This window comes from Arsenicicoccus sp. UBA2120, assembly GCF_002330965.1.
Lineage (GTDB): Bacteria > Actinomycetota > Actinomycetes > Actinomycetales > Dermatophilaceae > Arsenicicoccus > Arsenicicoccus bolidensis.
On the sequence record NZ_DCYC01000097.1, the window covers coordinates 1 to 22,528 of the forward strand.

Annotated in this window: 20 protein-coding genes; 15 read left to right on the forward strand and 5 right to left on the reverse strand. The window is 72.7% G+C overall.

Annotated features, from left to right (window positions below; all coding sequences use genetic code 11):
- Window positions 1-269: 269 nt before the first annotated feature.
- Entirely contained in the window at window positions 270-1,268 is a 999-nt protein-coding gene (locus B2P18_RS16675) for a helix-turn-helix domain-containing protein (RefSeq protein WP_029210792.1), read from the forward strand.
- 78 nt (window positions 1,269-1,346) lie between these two features.
- Window positions 1,347-2,639, forward strand: a complete 1,293-nt coding sequence (locus tag B2P18_RS16680; RefSeq protein WP_029210791.1) for an adenylosuccinate synthase — start codon at window positions 1,347-1,349, stop codon at window positions 2,637-2,639.
- A gap of 39 nt (window positions 2,640-2,678) precedes the next feature.
- Here the strand turns inward: B2P18_RS16680 and B2P18_RS16685 are convergent, their stop codons facing one another.
- Together B2P18_RS16685 and B2P18_RS16690 are read right to left on the reverse strand one after the other, a co-directional pair.
- Window positions 2,679-3,011, reverse strand: a complete 333-nt coding sequence (locus B2P18_RS16685; RefSeq protein WP_019284974.1) for a chorismate mutase — start codon at window positions 3,009-3,011, stop codon at window positions 2,679-2,681.
- Window positions 3,012-3,056: 45 nt separating this feature from the next.
- Entirely contained in the window at window positions 3,057-5,276 is a 2,220-nt protein-coding gene (locus B2P18_RS16690; protein ID WP_286961655.1) for a HelD family protein, read from the reverse strand.
- Window positions 5,277-5,516: 240 nt separating this feature from the next.
- On the opposite strand from B2P18_RS16690, the gene B2P18_RS16695 reads away from it, so the two are divergent.
- The 6 genes from B2P18_RS16695 to purL all read left to right on the forward strand — a co-directional run bounded on the left by B2P18_RS16695 (window position 5,517) and on the right by purL (window position 13,891).
- Complete coding sequence (locus B2P18_RS16695) at window positions 5,517-6,449, forward strand: transcriptional regulator (protein ID WP_239261279.1); 933 nt, start codon at window positions 5,517-5,519, stop codon at window positions 6,447-6,449.
- A gap of 248 nt (window positions 6,450-6,697) precedes the next feature.
- A complete protein-coding gene (locus B2P18_RS16700) occupies window positions 6,698-7,063 on the forward strand; it encodes a hypothetical protein (RefSeq protein ID WP_051274013.1) in 366 nt (121 codons plus the stop codon).
- Window positions 7,064-7,129: 66 nt separating this feature from the next.
- Window positions 7,130-8,401: a phosphoribosylamine--glycine ligase gene (purD, locus tag B2P18_RS16705; RefSeq protein ID WP_029210788.1), complete on the forward strand. Its 1,272-nt coding sequence runs from the start codon at window positions 7,130-7,132 to the stop codon at window positions 8,399-8,401.
- A gap of 23 nt (window positions 8,402-8,424) precedes the next feature.
- Complete coding sequence (locus tag B2P18_RS16710) at window positions 8,425-9,333, forward strand: phosphoribosylaminoimidazolesuccinocarboxamide synthase (RefSeq protein WP_239261286.1); 909 nt, start codon at window positions 8,425-8,427, stop codon at window positions 9,331-9,333.
- Window positions 9,334-9,455: 122 nt separating this feature from the next.
- Window positions 9,456-9,881 (forward strand): hypothetical protein, encoded by a 426-nt coding sequence (locus B2P18_RS16715; RefSeq protein WP_019284968.1) that lies wholly within the window; start codon window positions 9,456-9,458, stop codon window positions 9,879-9,881.
- A gap of 53 nt (window positions 9,882-9,934) precedes the next feature.
- Complete coding sequence (purL, locus tag B2P18_RS16720) at window positions 9,935-13,891, forward strand: phosphoribosylformylglycinamidine synthase (protein ID WP_286961657.1); 3,957 nt, start codon at window positions 9,935-9,937, stop codon at window positions 13,889-13,891.
- 192 nt (window positions 13,892-14,083) lie between these two features.
- Here purL and B2P18_RS16725 read toward each other — a convergent pair whose 3' ends face one another.
- Window positions 14,084-14,929, reverse strand: coding sequence for a spermidine synthase (locus B2P18_RS16725; protein ID WP_286961659.1), 846 nt, complete (start codon window positions 14,927-14,929; stop codon window positions 14,084-14,086).
- Between the two features lie 19 nt (window positions 14,930-14,948).
- Window positions 14,949-15,995 carry a zinc-dependent alcohol dehydrogenase family protein gene (locus B2P18_RS16730; RefSeq protein WP_029210785.1) on the reverse strand — a complete coding sequence of 349 codons (1,047 nt, stop codon included), beginning with the start codon at window positions 15,993-15,995 and terminating at the stop codon, window positions 14,949-14,951.
- 14 nt (window positions 15,996-16,009) lie between these two features.
- Here B2P18_RS16730 and B2P18_RS16735 point away from each other — a divergent pair, with 14 nt between their 5' ends.
- The 6 genes from B2P18_RS16735 to purM all read left to right on the forward strand — a co-directional run bounded on the left by B2P18_RS16735 (window position 16,010) and on the right by purM (window position 21,438).
- The gene (locus B2P18_RS16735; protein WP_286961661.1) at window positions 16,010-16,417 is read left to right on the forward strand and encodes a sterol carrier family protein; all 408 of its coding nucleotides are present in this window, start codon (window positions 16,010-16,012) and stop codon (window positions 16,415-16,417) included.
- The gene (locus tag B2P18_RS16740; RefSeq protein ID WP_029210784.1) at window positions 16,414-17,268 is read left to right on the forward strand and encodes an LLM class flavin-dependent oxidoreductase; all 855 of its coding nucleotides are present in this window, start codon (window positions 16,414-16,416) and stop codon (window positions 17,266-17,268) included. The genes B2P18_RS16735 and B2P18_RS16740 overlap by 4 nt, the downstream gene beginning before the upstream one ends.
- A gap of 108 nt (window positions 17,269-17,376) precedes the next feature.
- The gene (locus B2P18_RS16745; protein WP_286961663.1) at window positions 17,377-18,414 is read left to right on the forward strand and encodes a beta-1,6-N-acetylglucosaminyltransferase; all 1,038 of its coding nucleotides are present in this window, start codon (window positions 17,377-17,379) and stop codon (window positions 18,412-18,414) included.
- A gap of 9 nt (window positions 18,415-18,423) precedes the next feature.
- A complete protein-coding gene (locus B2P18_RS16750; RefSeq protein ID WP_029210782.1) occupies window positions 18,424-18,738 on the forward strand; it encodes a hypothetical protein in 315 nt (104 codons plus the stop codon).
- A gap of 53 nt (window positions 18,739-18,791) precedes the next feature.
- Complete coding sequence (gene purF / locus B2P18_RS16755; RefSeq protein ID WP_029210781.1) at window positions 18,792-20,264, forward strand: amidophosphoribosyltransferase; 1,473 nt, start codon at window positions 18,792-18,794, stop codon at window positions 20,262-20,264.
- Between the two features lie 61 nt (window positions 20,265-20,325).
- Window positions 20,326-21,438, forward strand: coding sequence for a phosphoribosylformylglycinamidine cyclo-ligase (gene purM, locus B2P18_RS16760; protein WP_029210780.1), 1,113 nt, complete (start codon window positions 20,326-20,328; stop codon window positions 21,436-21,438).
- A 183-nt stretch (window positions 21,439-21,621) separates the two neighbouring features.
- On the opposite strand, the gene B2P18_RS16765 is transcribed toward purM, so the two are convergent.
- The gene (locus B2P18_RS16765; protein ID WP_019284959.1) at window positions 21,622-21,819 is read right to left on the reverse strand and encodes a DUF3073 domain-containing protein; all 198 of its coding nucleotides are present in this window, start codon (window positions 21,817-21,819) and stop codon (window positions 21,622-21,624) included.
- A 411-nt stretch (window positions 21,820-22,230) separates the two neighbouring features.
- Between B2P18_RS16765 and B2P18_RS16770 the strand changes: the two genes are divergently transcribed.
- Window positions 22,231-22,446, forward strand: a complete 216-nt coding sequence (locus B2P18_RS16770; RefSeq protein ID WP_019284958.1) for a BldC family transcriptional regulator — start codon at window positions 22,231-22,233, stop codon at window positions 22,444-22,446.
- The last annotated feature ends 82 nt before the right edge of the window (window positions 22,447-22,528 follow it).

Consider the following 22,528-nt stretch of genomic DNA (forward strand, 5'->3'; position numbering starts at 1 on the left):
GAGGGCGCGCTCTCGTCATACGGTCTGGACATGGGTGGTGCCGGGGCATCCCCTGCCCCGGCACCTGTTCCCCCTGTGAGGCTTGCGCCGCCATCAAGCGCGTGGCCTCGTGTCCGCGATCGATCACGACGTGGTGCTCAGTCACATCGCGTGTTGTTCGTTCGCGTTGTCCCCAGTATGTCGCAACGCAGCGTGCTCGGGTGTCGCTTTTCGGCCAATGGCACTAACCTGCCAGGAAGAATCTGTAACACCCTTCCTGAGCAGGTGCGATGACCTCTTTCCTCAGCTCCCTGGACATCGATCGCGATGCCGAGCGGCTCTACCGACGAGTACTCCGCAGCGCCCCCGTCAGCGTCGACGAGCTGGCGGGCCGGCTCGGGTGGTCGGAGGACGCGGTCCGGTCGGCGGCGGCGCACCTGGTCGACCGGGGACTGGTCACCGAGACGGCCGACGGGATGCTGGACGCCGACGACCCTCGCGCCGCCATCGGCAGGCTCGTGGAGTCGGGCCTGCACGACGTGCGCCGGCGCCAGGGCAACCTCGAGCGCACCCGCAACGCCATCGCGCACTTCGCGGTGGACCACACCGGTGCGCGATCCGGCGTCCGCCGCCCCACCTGGGAGGTCGTACCCGCGGACCTCATGACGGGCGTCGTGCTGGAGGGCATCCAGACCACGACGGGCGTGATCCGCTCGTCGGCCATCACCGCCGACTGGAGCCCGGACGGGATCGAGCAGGTCCTCGACCTGTCCCGCCGCACCATCGAGTCGGGCCGGTCGATGCGCTCGCTGTATCCCATGGCCGCCATCGCGTCGGCGTCCTCCCGGATGTGGATGGCGCGGTTCGCGAAGGTGGGGGAGGAGCAGCGACTCGTGCGCGAGCCGCTCAGCGAGTTCGTCGTCTTCGGCGACGACCTCGTGCTCGCCACGACGGACTGGGGGAGCCTGGAGGCGGACTACGTCAAGGTGCGGGACCCCATGCTGGTCGCCGCGTTCCAGCGGCTCTTCGACCTCGCGTGGGAGGCCGGCCAGCCTCCGCCGGACGCCGCGGCCGACGACGGCGACACCCGCCGGCTGCTCACCCTCCTGGCCGCCGGGCACAAGGACGAGGTGATCGCGCGCCACCTGGGGGTGTCCCTGCGGACGGTGCGCCGACGCGTGGCGCTGCTCATGGACGAGGCGGGCGTCGAGACGCGGTTCCAGCTCGGCATGGCGGTGGCCCGGCGGGCGGCCGGGAGCGGCGGCATACCGGGTCGGCAACGTCCCTGAACAGGCCGGTCGCGTAAACTCGGGGGGCACGGGCGCCTGTCTCGTGCGGACCTGAAGCAGGGAAGGCGACTATCTGACATGCCAGGCATCGTGCTGGTCGGGGCGCAGTGGGGCGACGAGGGCAAGGGCAAGGCGACTGACCTGCTCGGCTCCGAGATCGACTACGTCGTGAAGTTCAACGGCGGCAACAACGCCGGCCACACGGTGGTGATCGACGGCGAGAAGTACGCCCTGCACCTGCTGCCCTCGGGCATCCTCACCCCCGGCGTCACGCCGGTGATCGGCAACGGCGTCGTCGTCGACCTGTCCGTGCTGATGGAGGAGCTCGACGGCCTCGAGGCGCGCGGCCTGGACACCTCCCGCCTGCGGATCAGCGCCAACGCCCACGTCATCGCGTCCTACAACACGACGATGGACAAGGTCGGCGAGCGCTTCCTCGGCAAGCGCAAGATCGGCACCACCGGCCGGGGCATCGGCCCGACCTACGCCGACAAGATGAACCGCGTCGGCATCCGCGTCCAGGACCTCTTCGACGAGTCGATCCTGCGGCAGAAGGTCGAGGCCGCGCTGGTCTCCAAGAACCAGGTGCTCACCAAGCTCTACAACCGCCGGGCCATCGAGGCCGAGGAGGTCGTGCAGGAGCTCCTCTCGTACGTCGACCGGCTGCGGCCCATGGTCGCCGACACCTCGCTGGAGATCTCCGAGGCGCTGGACGCCGGCAAGGTCGTGCTCTGCGAGGCGGGCCAGGCGACCCTGCTCGACGTCGACCACGGCACCTACCCCTACGTCACGTCCTCCAACGCGACCGCGGGCGGAGCGTGCACCGGCGCGGGCATCCCGCCGACCCGCATCGACCGGGTCATCGCGATCCTCAAGGCCTTCACCACGCGCGTGGGCGAGGGGCCCTTCCCGACCGAGCTGCACGACGAGGTCGGCGACCGGCTGCGCGAGATCGGGCACGAGTTCGGCACGACCACGGGCCGTCCGCGGCGCATCGGCTGGCTCGACGTCGTCATCGGGCGCTACGCCACGCGCATCAACGGCGTCACCGACTTCGTCATCACCAAGCTCGACAACCTCGACAGCTTCGCCGAGATCCCGGTGTGCGTGGCCTACGAGATCAACGGCGAGCGCGTCGACGAGATGCCGGTGTCGCAGAGCGACTTCCACCACGCCACACCGGTCTACGAGGTCCTGCCCGGCTGGCAGGAGGACATCACCGGCTGCCGCAGCTTCGACGAGCTGCCCGAGAACGCCCGCCGCTACGTGGAGTTCGTCGAGCAGCAGGTCGGCGCGCGCGTCTCGGTGATCGGCGTCGGGCCGGGTCGCGACGAGGTGGTCGTGCGTCACGACCTGCTCGGCCGCGACTGATCGGCCGCGACTGATCGGCCGCGACTGGTCGGCGGGGGCTCAGCGGTCGCGGTGCTCGCGCTCGCGGATCCGCTCGTGGTGGTGGATGACCTCGTCGATCACGAAGCGCAGGAACTTCTCGCTGAACTCCGGGTCCAGCTCGGCGGCCTCGGCGAGGCGGCGCAGGCGCGCGATCTGACGCTCCTCGCGGGACGGGTCGGCCGGCGGCAGCTCCGCGGTCGCCTTGTACTCCCCGACCTTCTGCGTGACCTTGAACCGCTCGGCCAGCATGTGGATCAGGGCGGCGTCGATGTTGTCGATGCTCTGGCGGTAGGCCGCGAGGACCGGGTCGTCGCCCGCCGTCTCGGTCGACCGGTGGTCCTGCTCGCTCATGGGGCCTGAGTCTGTCCTGTCACCCCGGGAGCGGGTAGCCCCGTCTCAGCGTGTGTCGGGGCGGATCACCGTCATGCGGTGGGCTGCACGCGTCAGCACGACATACAGGGTCCGTATGCCGCCCGCGGTCTCGGCCACGATCGCGTCCGGGTCGACGACCACCGTCGCGTCGTACTCCAGGCCCTTGGTGGACAGCGGGTCGATCGCGACGACGCGGTCGCCCAGCGGCTCCAGCGCCGGGCGCAGCCCGTCCCAGGACGCCGGCAGGATGACCGTCACCAGGCCGTCGACCTCGTCGAGGAGGCCCCCGGCCACGGCGACGACCTGCTCGGCGAGCTCGGCGCGGGGGACGTCGAGCTCGACCGGGTCGACGCCGGTCTCGCGGACGGCCTGCGGGATGTCGGCGTCCGGCACCGCGGCGCGGATGACGCGGGAGGCGTAGTCGAAGATCTCGGCGGCGTTGCGGTAGTTGGTCGTCATGTGGAAGCGCGCGGGCTCCTTGCCGCCCCAGGCCTCCTCGCGGGCCGCGGCCGCCTCGACGGGGTCGGGCCACGACGCCTGGGCGGCGTCGCCGACCACGGTCCAGGATCCCCAGCGCCCGCGTCGCCCGAGGGATCGCCACTGCATGGGGGAGACGTCCTGGGCCTCGTCGACGAGGACGTGGGCGTACTCGTCGACGTCGCCGATCCGCCCGGACAGCAGGCGCTCGCGAGCCGTGGCGGGCGCGAGCTCGGCGCGGGGCTCGACGGCGGCCAGGCGCTGACGGCCGACGACGACCTCCTGCACGCCGTGGCGCTCGGTGGCGTCCAGCTCCTCGATCTCGTAGAAGCCGCGCTCCTCCTGCTCGAGCTCGACGACCGGGCCGAGGCGGGCCGCGACGTCGTCGACGAGGGCGACGTCGGCCACCGACCAGGTGCCGGTGCGGAGCGCGACCTGCATCGAGGCGACGACCTCCGCCTGCTCGGTGTCAGACAGGATCCCGCGCGCGTGCCGGGCCAGGACCTCGGGGTCGGCCAGCCAGAGCAGGACCTCGCGAGGGTCGACGGGACGCCACCACTCGCGCAGGAAGGCGTCGACCTCCAGGTGGTCGTCGTAGGCGTCGAAGAACTCCTCGCGGTCCCCGCCGTGCACGGTGGCCCAGGCGGCCTCGCCGAGGGCCTCACCGGCGGCGTCCCACGAGCCGTTGCGGCGCTGGTGGCGCAGGACCCGGCGGCGGACGCGGTCGAGCGCGCTGGCGTCGAGGCGGACGGGGTGGCCGGAGATCATGGCGCGGAACTCCGTGGGGGCCAACGGGTCCCGGCCGCGAGCGGCGCGGGCGAGGACCGAGCGCATGCGCAGGGAGCCCTTGATCGCCGCCGCGGCGGGGGAGTCGACGCGGTCGGTCGACATGCCGTCGACGAGGTCGCCGAGCGCCCGCAGGGAGACCGAGTCCTCACCGAGCGACGGCAGCACGCGCTCGATGTAGGCCGTGTAGGCGGCGCTCGGGCCCACGACGAGCACCCCGCCGCTCTCGAAGCGGCGACGGTCGGAGTAGAGGAGGTAGGCCGCGCGGTGCAGCGCGACGACGGTCTTGCCGGTGCCCGGGCCGCCGGTGATCTCGGTGACCCCCGAGGCCTTGGCGCGGATGGCCTCGTCCTGGTGCTGCTGGATCGTCGCGACGATGTCGCGCATGCGGGCGCCGCGCGAGCGGGTGAGGGCGGCCATCAGCGCCCCGTCGCCGATCACGACGATGTCGTCCGGCGCCTCGGGCACCATGAGGTCGTCCTCCACGCCGATCACCCGCGGGCCGCGGCACCGCAGCACGCGGCGGCGCAGGACACCCATGGGCTCGACGGGGGTGGAGCGGTAGAAGGGGGCGGCGGCCGGGGCGCGCCAGTCGATGACGAGCGGCTCGTACTCCTCGTCGCGCACGCCGAGCCGTCCGACATAGCGGACCTCGCGTCCCTCGCCGGGGCCGGTGGGGTGATCGATGTCGAGCCGGCCGAAGACCAGGCCCTCGTGCTGGCTGTCGAGCGAGGCGCGGCGGCGAGCGGCGTTGAACATCAGGGCGTCCCGCTCGAAGAGCGCGGACGCCTCCTCGTCACGGACGTCTCCGACCCGGTCGGTGCGCCCGCGGCTCAGCCCCTCGGTCTCCAGCAGCCGGGCCCGCACGGACGCCCGCTCGAGCTCGGTGTAGACGCGGTCGACGTGCTCCTGCTCGACCGCCAGCTCGGCGCGCAGGGCCTCCTCCGCCGGGGTGGCGGGGGTCTGCTCGGCATCCGTCACGTGTGCTCTCACCTGCTGATCTCGCGTCGGTGCGGGTCGCGGGGGCGCGACCACGGAACCATCCACTCTAGTCGCGTCCGCCCGTTGCCGGACCACGTAGGTGTGAACAACAGATGTTCACCGTTCGATATTGACAGAACGTCGAACAGGGCGGACGGTGGATCTATGTCAGACGCCAGGGTGGTGGCAGATGCGATGGCTCAAGCGGGGGTCCCCGCCGCGGGTCTCGAGGGCGCGTCCGTGCTTGTCGACCCGGACGGGGTGGCGCTGCGGGTAGAGGTCGTAAGGAGGAGCCTGGTCACGGACGAGGTTGCCCGACGGCTGCTCGACGCCCGAGACGGTGGCGACGCCACGCTCATGCTGGATGCCGATCGGGTCACGCAGGGTGCACGCTCCGTGCTGGATGCCGCTCATGCCGGATACCTGGACCGGCGCGGGCGGCTGTCGCTACGGGCCCCGGGGTTGTTCGTCACCGCCGACATCGAGCCGGTGCGAACGACTGCGGCCAGGTCGGATGCGCTGGCCGGTCGGGCGGGTGCTGAGATCGCGGCCACCCTTCTGCTCGACCCGGCCCGGCGCCGCGGTGTGCGCGAGCTGGGGCGGGAGCTCGGCAGGTCTGCGGGCACCGTCTCGCACCTTCTCGCGCTCCTGCGGGGAGATGGCTTGATCGGCCAGGACAATCGCCCCCTTGGCACCGAGCTGTTCTGGGCCTTGGTGCCACGATGGCCGAGCGCCACGTTTTCCTTCGTTCGCGCCCCCGACCTGGCTGACCCGGTGCAGGCCGACGCACTACGAATGGGGCTGTTCGACCACGGGGCGGGTCCGGGCTCGCCAGGGTGGGCCTTGACCGGCACCCTGGCCGCCGCTGCCTACGGGGCTCCAGTGGCGGCGAGGCGCGACCAGGTGCCTGACTGCTACGTGCCCGACGAGATCACCCTGCGCAGGGCCGAGAGGCTCCTTGGCGCGGCACCGTCAGGGAACGAGGCTCGGATCACGCTGCGCCTGGCGCCCGTGCCCTCCGTGGTGACGCTGAGAACGCCAGCGGGCTCTGGGGGGCCTTGGCCGCTCGCGCATCCTCTCTTCGTCGCTCTGGACCTGGCCAAGGACGCTGGGCGGGGACGCGAGGTCCTCGAGCACTGGGACCCGGCAGAGGAGTTCACGCGTGTCTGGTGACCGGGTCGTCTTCTTCGGCGACGCCATGACGACCGTGGTGCACGGGGTGCGCGAGGTCACCCATCTCCTCGGGGAGCCCCCGGTGGTCGTCGGGGGGTTGGCGGTCCTCTCGCGCCTGGCTCGTCCGTATCGAGCCACGGTGGACCTGGACATCGTCGACCGAGGGTCTCGCGATGCGCCGCACCTCGAGGTGTTGAGATCGGCACGCTTCGGCGCACGCGTGGGCCAACGACACCGCCACGCCGCTGATGCTCGAGGCGATCCCCTCGGACGGGCCTCCGGTCGTCGTGGTCGCCCGCGTCTCGCAGCCGGGGCCGCTCGTGGCCATGAAGCTGCAAGCCATCATGAACCGGTCTGCGGAGAAGCAGGCGACGGACCTGATGGACATCGTGCGGCTTGCCCTGGATGCCGGGTCAGGTCCCCTGGTCAGGGCCGGGCTGGCAGATCTCTCGCAGCGTGTCTCTGCGGACGTCGCGCTGCACGTGGACCTGTGGTTCGTCCGTCGGCGTGCCCAGTCGCTGCGCGCTCTGAGACAGTCTGGAGATGCTGACATCTCGATGGACGACCTTGACCTCGTTGCGGACCTACTCCTGGGCGCATGCCGGAGGGGCTGACGGCGTCCCGACGCCCTGGCCTGCGGGCAGCGTCGCCCTCAGCAGGGACCTACTAGGGTTGAGCGCGTGAAGGTACTCGTCATCGGCACCGGTGCCCGTGAGCACGCCATCGTCCACGCGCTGACCCAGGACCCCACCGTCGAGGCGGTCGTCGCCGCTCCCGGCAACCCCGGCATCGACCAGGTGGCGCTCTGCCGCGACCTGCCGGGCGGGATCACCGACGGGGCCGGGATCGCCGACCTGGCCGAGGAGCTGGGCGTCGACCTCGTCGTCGTCGGTCCGGAGGCGCCGCTCGTGGCGGGCGTGGCGGACGTCGTGCGGGAGCGGGGCATCGCGTGCTTCGGTCCCTCGGCCGAGGCGGCCCGGCTGGAGGGCTCCAAGGCCTTCGCCAAGGAGGTCATGGCGGCTGCGGGCGTCCCCACCGCGATGGCCCACGTGTGCACCACCGTCGACGAGGTGGCGGCCGCCATCGACGGGTTCGGGACGCCATACGTGGTCAAGGACGACGGCCTCGCGGCCGGCAAGGGGGTCGTGGTCGCCGACGACCGGGCCGCCGCCTTGGCGCACGCAAAGGTCTGTCTGGACAAGCCTGGCGGGCAGGTGGTCGTGGAGGAGTTCCTCGACGGGCCCGAGGTCTCGCTCTTCTGCCTCTGCGACGGCGAGACGGTCGTCCCGCTGGCCCCGGCCCAGGACTTCAAGCGCGTGGGCGACGGCGACAGCGGCCCCAACACCGGTGGCATGGGCGCCTACTCGCCGCTCGACTGGGCCCCGGCCGGGCTGGTCGAGGACGTCGTGGCGCGGGTCGCGCAGCCGACGATCGACGAGATGGCGCGCCGCGGGGCGCCGTTCGTCGGCGTCCTCTACGTCGGGCTCGCCCTCACGTCTCGGGGACCGCGCGTGGTGGAGTTCAACGCCCGCTTCGGCGACCCCGAGACCCAGGTCGTGCTGGCCCGCCTGGCCAGCCCGCTGGGCGCCCTGCTGCGCGCCGCCGCCACGGGGCGGCTCGACGAGCAGCCCGACCTGCAGTGGCGCGACGAGCACGCGGTGACCGTGGTGGTCGCGTCCGAGGGCTACCCCGCCGACCCGGTCACGGGCGGCCCCATCAGCGGTCTCGAGGAGGAGACGGAGGCCTACGTCCTGCACGCCGGCACCCGCCTCGACGACGCCGGCCTGCTCGTCTCCGCCGGGGGACGCGTGCTGTCGGTCGTGGCGCTCGGCGCCGACCTGGCCGAGGCCCGCGTGCGCGCCTACGCGGCCGTCGACCGGATCGACCTGCCCGGATCGCACCACCGCACCGACATCGCCCTCGCCGCCCAGCGCGGCGAGGTCGTCGTCTGAGACCCACCCACGAGAGGCCTGTTGTGGCACCCACGCTCGAGCTCCCCGGCTACGCCCACGTCTACTCCGGCAAGGTGCGCGACCTCTATGCCCCGCTCGACCCGGCGACCGGTGAGGCACGCACCGACCAGCTCCTGCTGGTGGCCAGCGACCGGCTCTCGGCCTACGACCACGTCCTCGAGACCCCCATCCCCGACAAGGGCGCGGTCCTGACCCAGCTGAGCCTGTGGTGGTTCGAGCAGCTCGCCGACGTCGTGCCCGACCACGTCCTGTCGACGGACGTGCCGGCCGCCGTGGCCGGGCGGGCGGTGCTGTGCGAGCGGCTCGAGATGCTGCCCGTCGAGTGCATCGGCCGCGCCTACCTCACCGGCGGCGGCCTCGAGGACTACCGCGCCACCGGCGCGGTGTGCGGCATCCCCCTGCCCGAGGGCCTGGTCGACGGGTCCGCCCTGCCCGAGCCGGTCTTCACCCCCACCACCAAGGCGCCGATGGGCGAGCACGACCTGCCCATGACCTATGCCGAGGTGGAGGCCGAGATCGGCCGCGGTCTCGCGGCCCGGGTCGGCGACCTGACGCGACGGATCCTGGCCCGTGGCAACGCGATCGCCGCCGACCGCGGCATCCTCATCGCCGACACCAAGGTCGAGTTCGGGGTGCGCCGGCGCGAGGGCGCCGAGCCCGAGCTGGTCCTCGCCGACGAGGTCCTCACCCCCGACTCCTCCCGCTTCTGGCCCGCCGCGACCTGGCAGCCGGGCGCCCGGCAGGAGTCCTACGACAAGCAGTACGTCCGCGACTGGCTCACCTCGCCGGCCTCCGGCTGGGACAAGGACTCCGGCGACGCGCCGCCGCCCCTGCCGCAGGACGTGGTCGAGCGGACCCGCGCCAAGTACGTCGAGGCCTACGAGGCGCTGACGGGGCGCCGCTTCGGCTGAGCCGCTCCTCCACAGGGGGGCAGATCGAGACGCCGGAGCGGTATGCCGGGGGCGCCAGGACGGCATACGGGGTCGTCGATATCCTGGGGGGACCCGCCCGCCGGACCCAGGAGACCCCCGACATGGGACGCATCGTCGTCAACGTCATGCCCACCAGCGACGCGCCGGACGCCGAGGGCCACGACGCCCTGCCGCGGGCGGCCGAGCTGGGCTACGGCGAGTTCACGCGCATCCGCCAGGGCCGCCGCCTCGTGCTGAGCGTCCCCGGCGAGGTCACGGCGGAGCTCCTCGCCCGAGCGCGTGAGCTGGGCGGGGCGCTGGCCCCCGAGCACCACGAGGTCGCCGGGGTGCACGCCGAGGGCGCCACCATCACGGTGGGTGACTACGACGACGACTGGGACGCCTACGAGGCGGGGATCGGCGCCGTCGCCCCCATCCCCGAGGGTGCTGGACGGCACGAGGCGCGTCGCACCACCCACCACGACGTCGACCTCGCCCGGGCCACGGACACCTCGAGCACCGGCGTCTACACCGGTGAGGACGACTGACCCCGAGCCGGTAGCCTGAGGGCGCTCGATCGCCGCGCCCCCGAGGAGCCTCCATGTCGTCGCCCGCCCACGTCCTCTCCGTCGTCGAGGGGGGTCGGGCGCTCTCCGACTTCCGGGCCGCCGCCCTGCTGGCCCGGGTGCAGGCCGTCGTGCCGCAGGTCACCGGGATCGACGCGCGGTTCGTGCACTGGGTGTCCAGCGCCGAGGAGCTGACGCCGCAGGACCGGGCCACCCTCGAGAGCCTGCTCACCTATGGCGAGCCCTGGGCGAACGGCTCGGAGGGTGCCGACGGCGCCCACGGCACCCACGGCACCCTGGTGGTCGTGGCGCCACGCCTCGGCACCGTGTCCCCCTGGGCGTCCAAGGCGACCGACATCGCTCACAGCTGTGCCCTGGACCTGCACCGGGTCGAGCGCGTCGTCGAGTACTCCCTGCACGGGCCGGCCCTCGACGACGAGCAGTGGGCCGCCGCGGCCGCGGTCCTCCACGACCGGATGACCGAGACCGTCCTGCTGCGCCGCGAGGACGCCGCGCTGCTCGCGACCGAGCGCGAGGCCGAGCCGCTCGAGCACGTCGACGTCCTGGGGGCGGGACGCGAGGCGCTGGTGGAGGCCGACGGGCGCTTCGGGCTCGCGCTGTCCGACGACGAGATCGACTACCTGGTCGACGCGTTCACGGGGCTGGGCCGCAACCCGACCGACGTCGAGCTCATGATGTTCGCCCAGGCCAACTCCGAGCACTGCCGGCACAAGATCTTCAACGCCGACTTCGTCATCGACGGCGAGCCGCAGCCGCGGTCGCTGTTCGGGATGATCCGGCACACCGAGCAGGCCAACGGCCAGGGCACGGTCATCGCCTACAAGGACAACGCGTCCGTGATGGAGGGTGGCCGCCGCACGCGCTGGGTGCCGGAGCAGCAGGACGGGCCGGGGCGCTACGCGGCATACGAGGACGAGGTCCACGTCCTGATGAAGGTCGAGACGCACAACCACCCCACCGCCATCTCGCCGTTCCCCGGCGCGGCGACCGGAGCGGGCGGCGAGATCCGCGACGAGGGCGCCACCGGGCGCGGCTCGGCCCCCAAGGCGGGGCTCTCCGGCTTCGCGGTCAGCAACCTGCACCTGCCGGGCACCTCCGAGCCGTGGGAGCAGTCGCCGTACGGCGCCCCCGGCCACCTCGCGAGCCCGCTGCAGATCATGGTCGAGGGCCCGATCGGCGCGGCGGCGTTCAACAACGAGTTCGGTCGTCCGGCGCTGGGCGGCTTCTTCCGCGTCTACGAGCAGACCGTCGACGGGGTGCGCCGCGGCTATCACAAGCCGATCATGAGTGCCGGCGGGCTCGGGACGATCTCGGCCTCGCAGACCGACAAGGTCGTCTTCCCCCCGGGGACCCTGCTGGTGCAGGTCGGCGGTCCGGGGATGCGGATCGGCATGGGTGGCGGCGCCGCCTCCTCCCTCGCGGCGGGCGCCAACGCGGCCGAGCTGGACTTCGACTCCGTGCAGCGCGGCAACCCCGAGATCGAGCGGCGGGCGCAGGAGGTCATCTCGCACTGCTGGGCGATGGGCGAGGACAACCCGATCCTGGCCATCCACGACGTGGGGGCCGGCGGCCTGTCCAACGCCTTCCCCGAGCTCGTGGACGGCGCCGGGCTGGGGGCGCGGTTCGACCTCGCCGCGGTGCCGCTGGAGGAGACCGGCCTCGCGCCCAAGGAGATCTGGTGCAACGAGAGCCAGGAGCGCTACGTCCTGGCCATCGCGCCGGCGTCGCTCGGCCTGCTGGCGTCGCTCGCCGACCGTGAGCGCTGCCCCTACGCCGTGGTCGGGGTCGCCACGGACGACGGGCAGCTGCGCCTGACGGACGACCGCCTCGGCGACGACGTGGCGGAGCCCGTCTCCGAGCGGGCCATCGACATGCCCATGGAGGTCCTGCTCGGGAAGCCGCCGCGGATGACGCGTGACGTGAGTCGCGTCGTTCGGCAGGGGGACTCGTTCGACGTGGGGGCGGTCGACGTGCGGCGGGCGGCCTACGACGTCCTGCGCCACCCCTCGGTCGCGAGCAAGAGGTTCCTGATCACGATCGGCGACCGGACGGTCGGCGGGCTCACGCACCGCGACCAGATGGTGGGGCCGTGGCAGGTGCCGGTGGCCGACGTCGCGGTGACGCTCGGGGACCTGGTCGGGTTCGCCGGGGAGGCGATGGCGACGGGGGAGCGGATGCCCCTCGCCTCCGTCGACGCCCCCGCCTCAGGCCGTATGGCGGTCGCCGAGGCCATCACCAACCTGCTCGCCGCCCCGGTGGAGCTCTCGCGGGTCAAGCTGTCCTGCAACTGGATGGCGGCGTGCGGCGAGGAGGGCGAGGACGCCGCGCTCTACGACACCGTGGAGGCCGTGGCGATGGAGCTGTGCCCCGCGCTCGGCATCGGCGTGCCCGTCGGCAAGGACTCGCTGTCGATGCGGACCCGCTGGACCGAGGGACCGCACGCGTCCGGGCGCTCGGAGGCGTCCGGCGGCGCCGACCCGGTCGACAAGCAGGTGACCTCGCCGGTCTCGCTGGTGGTCACCGCCTTCGCCTCCATGGAGGACGTCCGCGGCACCTGGACCCCGCAGCTGGCTGGTGGCGGATCGCTCGTGGTGCTGGTTGACCTCGGCGCCGGGCGCGACCGCCTCGGCGGGTCGATGCTCGCGCAGGTCGGCGGGGCGTTCGGGCAGGAGGTGCCCGATCTCGACGACCCGGCGCGGCTGCTCGCGCTCGCCTCCGCCCTGGGCGCGCTGCGAGCGCGCGGGCTCGTCAGCGCCTATCACGACCGCTCCGACGGCGGCCTGTGGGCGGCGGCCTGCGAGATGGCCTTCGCCGGAGCCACGGGCCTGGAGCTCGCGGCGGAGTCCCTCGCCGGGCTGTTCGCCGAGGAGCTCGGCGCCCTGCTCGAGTGCTCGGAGGGCGACCTGGACGCCGTGCTGCGCGTCCTCGCCGACCACGGGCTGGCCGAGCTGGTGACCGTCGTCGGACGCACCACCGACGACCGGCGCGTCCGCGCGCGCGTGGGTGAGGACGAGGTGCTCGACGAGCCCCTGCACGACCTCGCGCAGGCGTGGGACGAGGTGTCCTGGCGCATCGCCCGCCTCCGCGACAACCCCGACTGCGCCGACGAGGAGCACGCGGCGTTCGGGACGCAGTCGTGCGGTCTGGTGGTGGCCCCGGCCTTCGACCCGGGCGAGGACGTGGCGGCGCCATACCTCTCGCGCGGAGCGCGTCCCCGCGTGGCGGTGCTGCGCGAGCAGGGGGTCAACTCGCACGTCGAGACCTCGTTCGCGTTCGACCGGGCCGGGTTCGAGACCTACGACGTGCACATGACCGACCTGCAGTCGGGCCGCGCGCACCTGTCGGACTTCACGGGCCTCGTCGCGGCGGGCGGCTTCTCCTACGGCGACACGCTCGGCGCCGGTGCGGGCTGGGCGCGGTCGGTGCTGTTCGACCCGCGCCTGACCGACCAGTTCCGCGCGTTCTTCGAGCGGGGCGACACGATCGGGCTGGGCATCTGCAACGGCTGCCAGATGTTCGGCGAGCTGGCCGAGCTGATCCCCGGGGCGCAGGCCTGGCCCCGCTGGACGCGCAACCGCAGCGAGCAGTACGAAGCCCGCCTCTCGCAGGTCGAGGTGCTCGACAGCCCGTCGATCTTCTTCGCCGGGATGGCCGGGTCGCGCCTGCCGATCGCGGTGGCGCACGGCGAGGGTCGCGCGGACTTCTCCCGGCACGGGTCGCCGACGGACGTGGTGCCGGCGATGCGCTACCTGGACGGGTCCGGCGCGCCGGCCGAGACCTACCCGGCCAACCCCAACGGGTCGCCCGGGGGGCTGACCGCCGTGACGACGCCGGACGGGCGGTTCACCGCGATGATGCCGCACCCCGAGCGGGTGCAGCGCAACATCCAGCTGTCGTGGACCGATGGCCCGGTCGACGAGCCGAGCCCCTGGCTGCGGATGTTCCGCAACGCCCGGAGCCACCTCGGCTGACCGCGAACCGGTATGGCGGACGGGCCGGTTCGGCAGGTCGCGGCTGGCGCGCCGGCGTGTGCGAGGGTAGGTCTCATGGACGTGGTGCACGCGGCCAGATGATGCTGGTGGTGCTCGAGGCGGGGCAGCTGCGCACGAGTCCGCACGGCCACTGCCGGTTCGTGCCGTTGCGGTGAGGTCGCCCCGAGGCCGTCAGCGCAGGCGCCAGCGTCCGAGGTCCGGAGGCCGCGGGGACGAGGCGGCGTCGGGGTCCGCGGCGGCGAGCGCGTCGGTGAGCGCACGCGCCGACCGGGCGCGGCGGGCCAGCTCGGCACCGGACCACATGCCCGTGGGGAACGGTGACCGGGCCACGTGGCGGCGCAGCTCGACCAGGTCGAGGTCGGCGGTCGAGCCCGCCGCGACCAGCACCGAGTTGCCGAAGCGTCGCCCCTTGAGCACGTCGTGAGTGGCCAGCACGGCCTGGTGGTCGAGCCCCGCCACCCCCGCCCCGGCGGCCACGGCCGCGACATAGCGCCACGACGGCTCGTCGGCGAGGTTCAGCAGGACGAGCCCGTCAGCACTCAGGACGCGACGCACGTCGGTCAGGAACTCCACGGTGCCGAGCTCGGGGGGCACCCGGCCGCCGTCATACGCGTCGACCACGACCACATCAGCCGACCCGTCCCGCAGGGCTGCCACCCCCGACCGGCCGTCCACGGGCCGCACCCGGATCCGGTGCCGTCGGGGGAGGGGTAGCTCGCGGCGGACCACCTCGGTGAGCTCGGCGTCGGGCTCGAGCACGATCTGGGGCGACCCGGGGCGCGTGGCCTCGACGTAGCGAGCCAGCGACAGCCCAGCGCCGCCGACGTGCGTCACGCCCAGCGGACCGGGCGGGAGGGAGTCCAGGACGCACGCAAGGTGCTGGACGTACTCGAACGCCAGGACGGTCGGGTCATCGAGGTCGACGAAGGACTGCGGGTGGCCGTCGCGCATCACCGTCGCGGCGCGCCCGGCGGCTCGCCCCTCGACCCAGTCGATGCGTATGCCGTTGTCGCTCACCGCTGCTCGCAGGTCGCCGTCACGGCGTGAGCATGACCTTGATCGCGCGGCGCTCGTCCATCGCGCGGTAGCCCTCGGCGACGTCGTCGAGCGGCAGCGTCAGGTCGAAGACCGCGCCCGGGGCGATCTGCCCGGCGAGCACGGAGGAGACGAGGTGGGGGAGGTAGCGCCGCACCGGGGCCATGCCGCCGGCCAGGGAGATGTTCTTGCGGAACATCCGCTCGACGGGGAGCTCGACGCCGTGCGGCACCCCGACGAACCCCACGCGTCCGCCGGGACGCGCCGCGGCGAAGGCCTGCTCCATCGAGCCGCCGGTGCCGACGCACTCCAGGACGCTGTGGGCACCGAGGCCGCCGGTGAGCTCGCGCACGCGCTCCGCGCCCTCCTCGCCACGCTCCTCGACGACGTCGGTCGCCCCGAGCTCCCGGGCGATGGCCTGCCGGGACGCGTGGCGGGACATGGCGATGATGCGCTCGGCGCCGAGCTCGCGGGCGGCCAGCACCCCGCACAGACCGACGGCGCCGTCGCCCACGACCACCGCCGTGTGGCCCTCGCGGACGTCGGCGGAGACCGCGGCGTGCCACCCGGTGGCCATGACGTCGGACAGCGTGAGCAGCGACGGCAGCAGGTCGTCGGACGGCATCTCGGGGGTGGCGACGAGGGTGCCGTCGGCGAGCGGGACGCGGAGGTACTCCGCCTGGCAGCCACCCACGGGCAGGCCGGCGCGGTCCTTGGAGCCGTAGAACCCACCGTGCAGGCAGGCGCTGTGCACCCCGGCCTGGCAGATCTCACAGGTGTTGTCGGAGTATGTGAACCCGCCGATGACGAACTGGCCGGGCGCGACGTTCTTGACCTCCTCGCCGACCTCCTCCACGACGCCGACGTACTCGTGACCGATCGGGTGGGGCTCGTCGGTGGGGTTCTCGCCGCGGTAGGGCCACAGGTCTGACCCGCAGATGCAGGACCGGACGACCCGGACCACGGCGTCGGTGGGGGTCAGGACCGATGGGGCGGGGGCCTCCTCGAGACGGATGTCACGGGCTGCATGGATCATCGTTGCGCGCATGCCACCATCGTGACATGCCAACCCGTCGCCGCATCCCCGCCGACCAGGGCGCCGAGGCGCTCGCCGCCTGGCAGGCCGATCCCGCAGCGCCGCGCCAGACGGTGGCCACGGCCGTGCGATACACGCTGGAGGAGCTCGGCGCGCGATACCCCGGGCGCTCCCTGGAGGTGCGCGTCCCGCCATACGGCGCGGTCCAGGCCGTCGAGGGCCCGGTGCACACCCGCGGCACCCCGCCCAGCACGGTCGAGACCGACGCGACCACCTGGCTGCAGCTGGCGACCGGGGCCCTGACCTGGACGGCCGCGGTCTCGGGCGGCCGGGTCCGCGCGAGCGGCCAGCGCTCCGACCTCACCTCGCTGCTGCCGCTGCCGCCCGGCGCCGGGACGGCCGGCGCCTCGTCCGACCAGGAGGATCTCGTATGACGCCGCGCATCGGCCTGACCATCCTGCCGGAGGTGCGCTGGAGGGAGGCAGAGCCCCGCTGGCGGGCCGCCGAGGAGATGGGTTTCGACCACCTGTGGACCTACGACCACCTCACGTGGGGCGGTCTGCCGGACTCGCCGTGGTACGGCACCGTCTCGACCCTGACGGCCGCCGCCCTGGTCACCCGGCACGTCGGGATCGGCACCTTCGTGGCGTCGCCCAACTTCCGGCACCCGGCGGCGTTCGTCCGGGACGTGCAGTCGTTGCAGGACGTCAGCGACGGCCGGCTGCTGCTCGGTCTCGGCACCGGTGGTGACCTCGACTCGCGCGTGCTGGGTGGGCCGGAGCTGACGGTGCGTCAGCGGGTCGACCGGTTCGAGGAGTTCGCCCGCCTGCTCGACCGGCTGCTGCGCGAGGACCACGTCGACCACGAGGGGGAGTACTTCACCTGCCGGGACGCCCGGACGCTCCCGGTCGCGGACCCCCGCCCCACGGTGGTGATGGCCGCCAACGGCCCACGGTCGCAGCGGCTCGCCGTCGCGCTGGGGGACGCCTGGGTCACGACCGGAACCCACGGCGACGACCGTGAGGCCTGGTGGCGCAGCCTCGAGGAGCTGTCGCGGCGGATGGACGACCTCGGGCCGCCGCAGGGCTTCCGCCGCTACGTCCACGTCGACCCGTCCGGTGACCTGTCCCTCTCGTCCGTCGACCGCTTCGAGGAGGTGGTGGGGCGGGTGGCCGAGCTGGGGTTCACCGACGTGATCACCCATTGGCCGCGACCAGACGGGCCATATGCCGGGGACCCGGCCGTCCTCGAGCAGGTCGCGGCACGCCTCCTGACGCGTCGGTGACCGTCTGACGCGTTCCCTGTGCACAACCGTTCACGGGGCAGGTGACGCTCCGTTAGTCTCGTCCTGAGGCGTCCGAGGGAGGACGCTTCCTGGGGGGGGAGAACGACCATGACATCGACGCGGTTCTGCTACGTCCTGATGTGCCACGCCGATCCTGGGGGGATCCTGCGCGTCGTGGGCCGGATCCGCGAGCTCAGTCCCGACGCCGCCATCGTCGTGCGGCACAGCGTGCCCGGCCTCGTCTCGCGCGAGGACCTCGAGCCGCTCGGCGCGACCGTGCACCGCAGCGACATCGACATCGTCTGGGGTGACTGGTCGATGACCCGGGCGGCTCTCGAGGTGCTTGAGCACGTGAGGCGCACCGTCGACGCCGAGCACGTGGTGCTGCTCTCCGGCCAGGACTACCCGATCCGCGACCTCGCCGCCTGGGAGGACGAGGTGCGGCGCGCCGGCGTCGACGCGCTGATCGACGTCTACCCCCCGATGACCGACGACTGGCACTACCGCTGGTGGACCGTCGAACCGCCGCACGTGGGGCCGGTGCTGGTCCGCCGGGTCGTCAAGCTCGCCTGGCGCCTCGTGGCGCGCCGCTTCCGGTCGGTCGTCATGTTCTATCAAGGTCGGCGGGACCCCCGGTGGATCCTCGGTCTGCGACGTCCCGAGCTGCTGCGGCGCCCCGCCCCGGTGGATGTCCTCAAGGGGGCGCTGTGGGTGACCCTGACGGGTCGCGCCGTCGAGAGCCTCCTGCGCCGCCACCACGACGACCGGCTCACGCAGACCTTCTTCCGCACCGTCCGCATCCCCGACGAGTCCTACATCCAGTCCCTGCTGCTGGCCGACGCGCAGCTGCGGATCATGGACTGCCCGACGACCTTCGCCCGGTTCCGCTACGACGAGTGGAGCCCCACCTGGCTCGATCTCGACGAGCTGGCCCTCGCGGCCCGGACCCCGGCCGCCTTCGCCCGCAAGCTGCCCGCGGACGTGGACGACGCGGTCGTGGCCGAGGCGGACCGCCTCTGCGCCCGGCGGGGCGACGAGGTGCCTGCGATGGAGGAAGCGGTCCCGGGCGAGGTCAAGCTCACCGGCGCCGAGCGGGCCCCCGGGCTGCCCCCCGTCGCGACCGGGCTCGCCGCCGCGCGCGGATAGACTGCGGCGGTGAGCGACCGCCCTGATGTCAGCACGGACGCCGGCAAGGACCCCGTGCCGGCCCCCGCCACCGACCCCTCCCCGGCGCGGGGTGGGCGGCGCCCGATCTTCTCCCGCTTCATCGTCGTCGGCGCGGTTCTCGGCTTCGCGCTGGCGACCGGGGTGGCGCTGCTGCTGCGGCCGGACCCTGTCGCGGTGAGCGGCGCCAGCCAGACGGCGACCTATGGCATAGGGCGCGTCATGATGTTCTTCGGCGTCCTCGGCGGTGGCCTGGGTGCCCTCCTCGGCGCCCTGGTGGCAGTGCTCCTCGACCGCCGACGCTGAGGCGCTGACGCCGAGGCGACGACGGGTCGACCGCGCTGTGGGACACTGGGCCCGTGACACGAGGTGACGGTCGACTCAATCACGACATCCTTCCCGGCGAGACCGGGCCCCAGGACTCCTGCGGGGTCTTCGGCGTCTGGGCGCCCGGCGAGGAGGTCGGCAAGCTCACCTACTACGGTCTCTACGCCCTGCAGCACCGCGGGCAGGAGTCGGCGGGGATCGCGACGTCCGACGGAGAGCGCGTCCTCGTCTACAAGGACATGGGGCTGGTGTCCCAGGTGTTCGACGAGACCGCCCTCGGGTCCCTGACCGGGCACCTCGCCATCGGGCACACCCGCTACTCCACCACTGGGGCCAGCAAGTGGGAGAACGCCCAGCCCACGCTGGGCGGCACGGCCCACCACACGATCGCGCTCGCCCACAACGGCAACCTCATCAACACCTCCGAGCTGCGCGGGCTGCTGTCCGCCCGTCACGTCGACGGGTTCGGCACGGCGGGCGGGGAGCTGCGTCGTGGCAACACGACGGACACCGCCATCGTCACCTCGCTGCTGGGCAGCCGGGCCGAGGACGTCTCTCTCGAGGAGGCGGCCATGGAGCAGCTGCCCCTGGTCAAGGGCGCCTTCTGCTTCGTCTTCATGGACGAGCACACCCTGTATGCCGCGCGCGACCCGCAGGGCGTCCGGCCGCTGGTGATCGGACGGCTGGAGCGCGGCTGGGTCGTGGCGTCCGAGACCGCCGCCCTGGACATCGTCGGCGCCAGCTATGTGCGCGAGGTCGAGCCGGGCGAGCTGGTCGTCGTCGACGAGCAGGGCCTGCGCACGCGGCGCTTCGCCGAGCCCGAGCCCAAGGGCTGCGTCTTCGAGTACGTCTACCTCGCCCGACCGGACACGACGATCGCGGGGCGCGGCGTCTACGAGGCGCGGGTCGACATGGGGCGCGAGCTGGCGCGCCAGCACCCGGTCGAGGCGGACATGGTCATGCCGTCCCCGGAGTCGGGCACCCCTGCGGCGATCGGCTACGCGGAGGAGTCGGGGATCCCCTACGGCCAGGGCCTGGTCAAGAATGCCTATGTCGGCCGCACCTTCATCGCCCCGTCCCAGACCATCCGGCAGCTCGGCATCCGGCTCAAGCTCAACCCGCTGCGTGACGTCATCAAGGGCAAGCGGCTGATCGTGGTCGACGACTCGATCGTGCGCGGCAACACCCAGCGGGCGCTGGTCCGCATGCTGCGCGAGGCCGGGGCGGCCGAGGTCCACGTCCGGATCTCCTCGCCGCCGGTGCGCTGGCCCTGCTTCTACGGCATCGACTTCGCGAGCCGGGCCGAGCTGATCGCGACCGGTATCGACGTCGAGGGCGTTCGGCGGTCCGTCGGAGCCGACAGCCTCGGCTACATCAGCGAGGACGGCATGATCGCCGCGACCCACCAGCCCCGCGAGCAGCTGTGCACCGCGTGCTTCTCGGGCACGTACCCCCTCGGCGTCCCCGACGACCAGGCGGTCGTCCTCGACCCCGCCCACGCCTGACCGTCCGCGTCTTGCCCGGAGCCGGACGGCCCACCTGCACACCCGCAACGAAAGGTCCCTCGTGAGCGAGCCCATCACCTACGCGTCGGCAGGGGTCGACGTGGAGGCCGGCGACAAGGCCGTCGAGCTGATGAAGGCGTCGGTGCGACGCGCGACCCGTCCCGAGGTGCTCGGCGGGCTCGGCGGGTTCGCGGGGATGTTCGACGCCTCGGCGCTCGCCGGGATGCGCCGCCCGGTCCTGGCCACGTCGACCGACGGGGTGGGGACCAAGGTCGCCGTCGCGCAAGCCATGGACCGGCACGACACTATCGGCTTCGACCTCGTCGGCATGGTCGTCGACGACATCGTGGTGTGCGGGGCCGAGCCGCTCTTCATGACCGACTACATCGCCACCGGCAAGGTCGTGCCCGAGCGCATCGCCGCCATCGTCTCCGGCATCGCGGCCGCGTGCGAGCAGGCGGGCGTCGCCCTGGTCGGCGGGGAGACCGCCGAGCACCCCGGTCTGCTCGAACCCGACGAGTACGACTGCGCGGGCGCCGCGACCGGGGTCGTCGAGCACGACGAGGTCCTCGGCCCCCAGCGGGTGCGGGCGGGCGACGTCGTGCTGGGGCTGGCCTCGTCGGGACTTCACTCCAATGGGTACTCGTTGGTGCGACGTGTCTTCGCCCACGCGTCGTGGGACTACGACCGGGACGTCCCCGAGCTCGGCAGCACCCTGGGCGAGTCGCTGCTGACACCCACCAGGGTCTATGCCCGCGACCTGCTCGCGCTGATCCGGGCCGACGGCGTGGACGTCCACGCGCTGAGCCATGTCACGGGGGGTGGGCTCGCCGCCAACCTCGCGCGGGTCCTGCCCCAGGGGGTGCTCGTCACCGTGGACCGTGCGACGTGGACGCCGCCGCCGATCTTCGGTCTGGTCCAGGAGCTCGGCCGGGTGCCGCAGTCCGACCTCGAGCGCACCCTCAACATGGGGGTGGGCTTCGTGGCGGTGCTTCCCGAGACGGCGGTCGACCGCGCCCTGGACCTGTGCAGCGAGCGCGACCTGCCCGCGTGGGTCATGGGTCGGGTGTCGGACGCCGCTGACGTCGCGGCAGACCCCGGGCACGAGGTCGTGCGGGGCGCCAAGGGCGTCGACGGGGGATCGGTCCAGCTGGTCGGCGCCCACCGGGTCTGAGAGCGAGTCCGGAGCCGCGTCTGAGACGGGGACGGCGGACGGACGGGGAGGGTGTCACCAGCTGGTGACACCCTCCCCGTCCGATGTGCGGTATGCCGACCCGCCCGTCAGGGGTCGGGCGGCGCGACGACCTGACGACATCGGGTCACCCACCCGCCGAGGAGGCAGGTCGGGCCCGATGGGTCAGCGCCCACCGGCGGACCACCGGTCGTAGTCGTCGTAGCCGTCGTCGTCATCCGGTTCACGGCGTGGCTCGCCGGTGTCCCGTTGCGTCGATGCGTGCAGTTCTCGCTCAAGAGCACTCAGGTCGGTGTCGGGAGAGAAGTACTTCAGCTCCCGGGCAACCTTGGTCTGCTTGGCTTTGGCCCGGCCGCGCCCCATGGCGTGACCCCCTCGCGCGTCTGCCGGAGTGGCATCGCTGGCTGCGGCTGGTGCCGTAGCGGGCGGAGCGACCCCGGGAATCTCGTGTCTTCGTGAGGGACACGGTACATGCTGGGAGGGCCATCTGTGGAGTCGAGCATCCTCGCGTGCCCACGGGCAGTCACGGGACGTGATGTCCGGGCTGACTGGATTCGCGTTGGTTCGGGCGTTGATGCACCCATACGGGCGTATCGAGATGCACAGAACCCGCATATGTCACGATACGTAGTATTCTAAGAAGGAAATTGAGTCTACCCGTAGCCCGATTCGACTACCCAGGGTCACTTCTGAGATGGAAGCGGCCAGGTGGTGAGGCGCCGGGGGGCGTCGTTGCACGGGGGGAGCACCTTCCGTCGAGAGCGGGGAGATCACATGCCACACCGCGAGCAGGACAGCGAGAAGCTCTTGACCCCGGCCGAGGTCGCCGAGCTCTTCCGGGTCGACCCCAAGACCGTGACCCGGTGGGCCAAGGCGGGCAAGCTCAACTCGATCCGCACGCTCGGGGGGCATCGGCGCTACCGCGAGAGCGAGATCCGCCAGCTGCTCGACGGTGTCGGCGAGACCGCCCGCATGAGCCAGGCGACCTGAGCCGCTGCAGGCGCGTGACCCAGCGGTGGCCGGTTGCGCCACTGATGTCCTCCTCGATATCAGCAGATGACTGATACTGAGT

Coding starts and splice junctions, on each gene's coding strand:
- B2P18_RS16675 (WP_029210792.1), top strand. CDS start 270: ATGACCTCTTTCCTCAGCTCCCTGGACATCGATCGCGATGCCGAGCGG.
- B2P18_RS16680 (WP_029210791.1), top strand. CDS start 1,347: ATGCCAGGCATCGTGCTGGTCGGGGCGCAGTGGGGCGACGAGGGCAAG.
- B2P18_RS16685 (WP_019284974.1), bottom strand. CDS start 3,011: ATGAGCGAGCAGGACCACCGGTCGACCGAGACGGCGGGCGACGACCCG.
- B2P18_RS16700 (WP_051274013.1), top strand. CDS start 6,698: ATGCTCGAGGCGATCCCCTCGGACGGGCCTCCGGTCGTCGTGGTCGCC.
- B2P18_RS16715 (WP_019284968.1), top strand. CDS start 9,456: ATGGGACGCATCGTCGTCAACGTCATGCCCACCAGCGACGCGCCGGAC.
- purL (WP_286961657.1), top strand. CDS start 9,935: ATGTCGTCGCCCGCCCACGTCCTCTCCGTCGTCGAGGGGGGTCGGGCG.
- B2P18_RS16730 (WP_029210785.1), bottom strand. CDS start 15,995: ATGCGCGCAACGATGATCCATGCAGCCCGTGACATCCGTCTCGAGGAG.
- B2P18_RS16735 (WP_286961661.1), top strand. CDS start 16,010: ATGCCAACCCGTCGCCGCATCCCCGCCGACCAGGGCGCCGAGGCGCTC.
- B2P18_RS16740 (WP_029210784.1), top strand. CDS start 16,414: ATGACGCCGCGCATCGGCCTGACCATCCTGCCGGAGGTGCGCTGGAGG.
- B2P18_RS16745 (WP_286961663.1), top strand. CDS start 17,377: ATGACATCGACGCGGTTCTGCTACGTCCTGATGTGCCACGCCGATCCT.
- B2P18_RS16765 (WP_019284959.1), bottom strand. CDS start 21,819: ATGGGGCGCGGCCGGGCCAAAGCCAAGCAGACCAAGGTTGCCCGGGAG.
- B2P18_RS16770 (WP_019284958.1), top strand. CDS start 22,231: ATGCCACACCGCGAGCAGGACAGCGAGAAGCTCTTGACCCCGGCCGAG.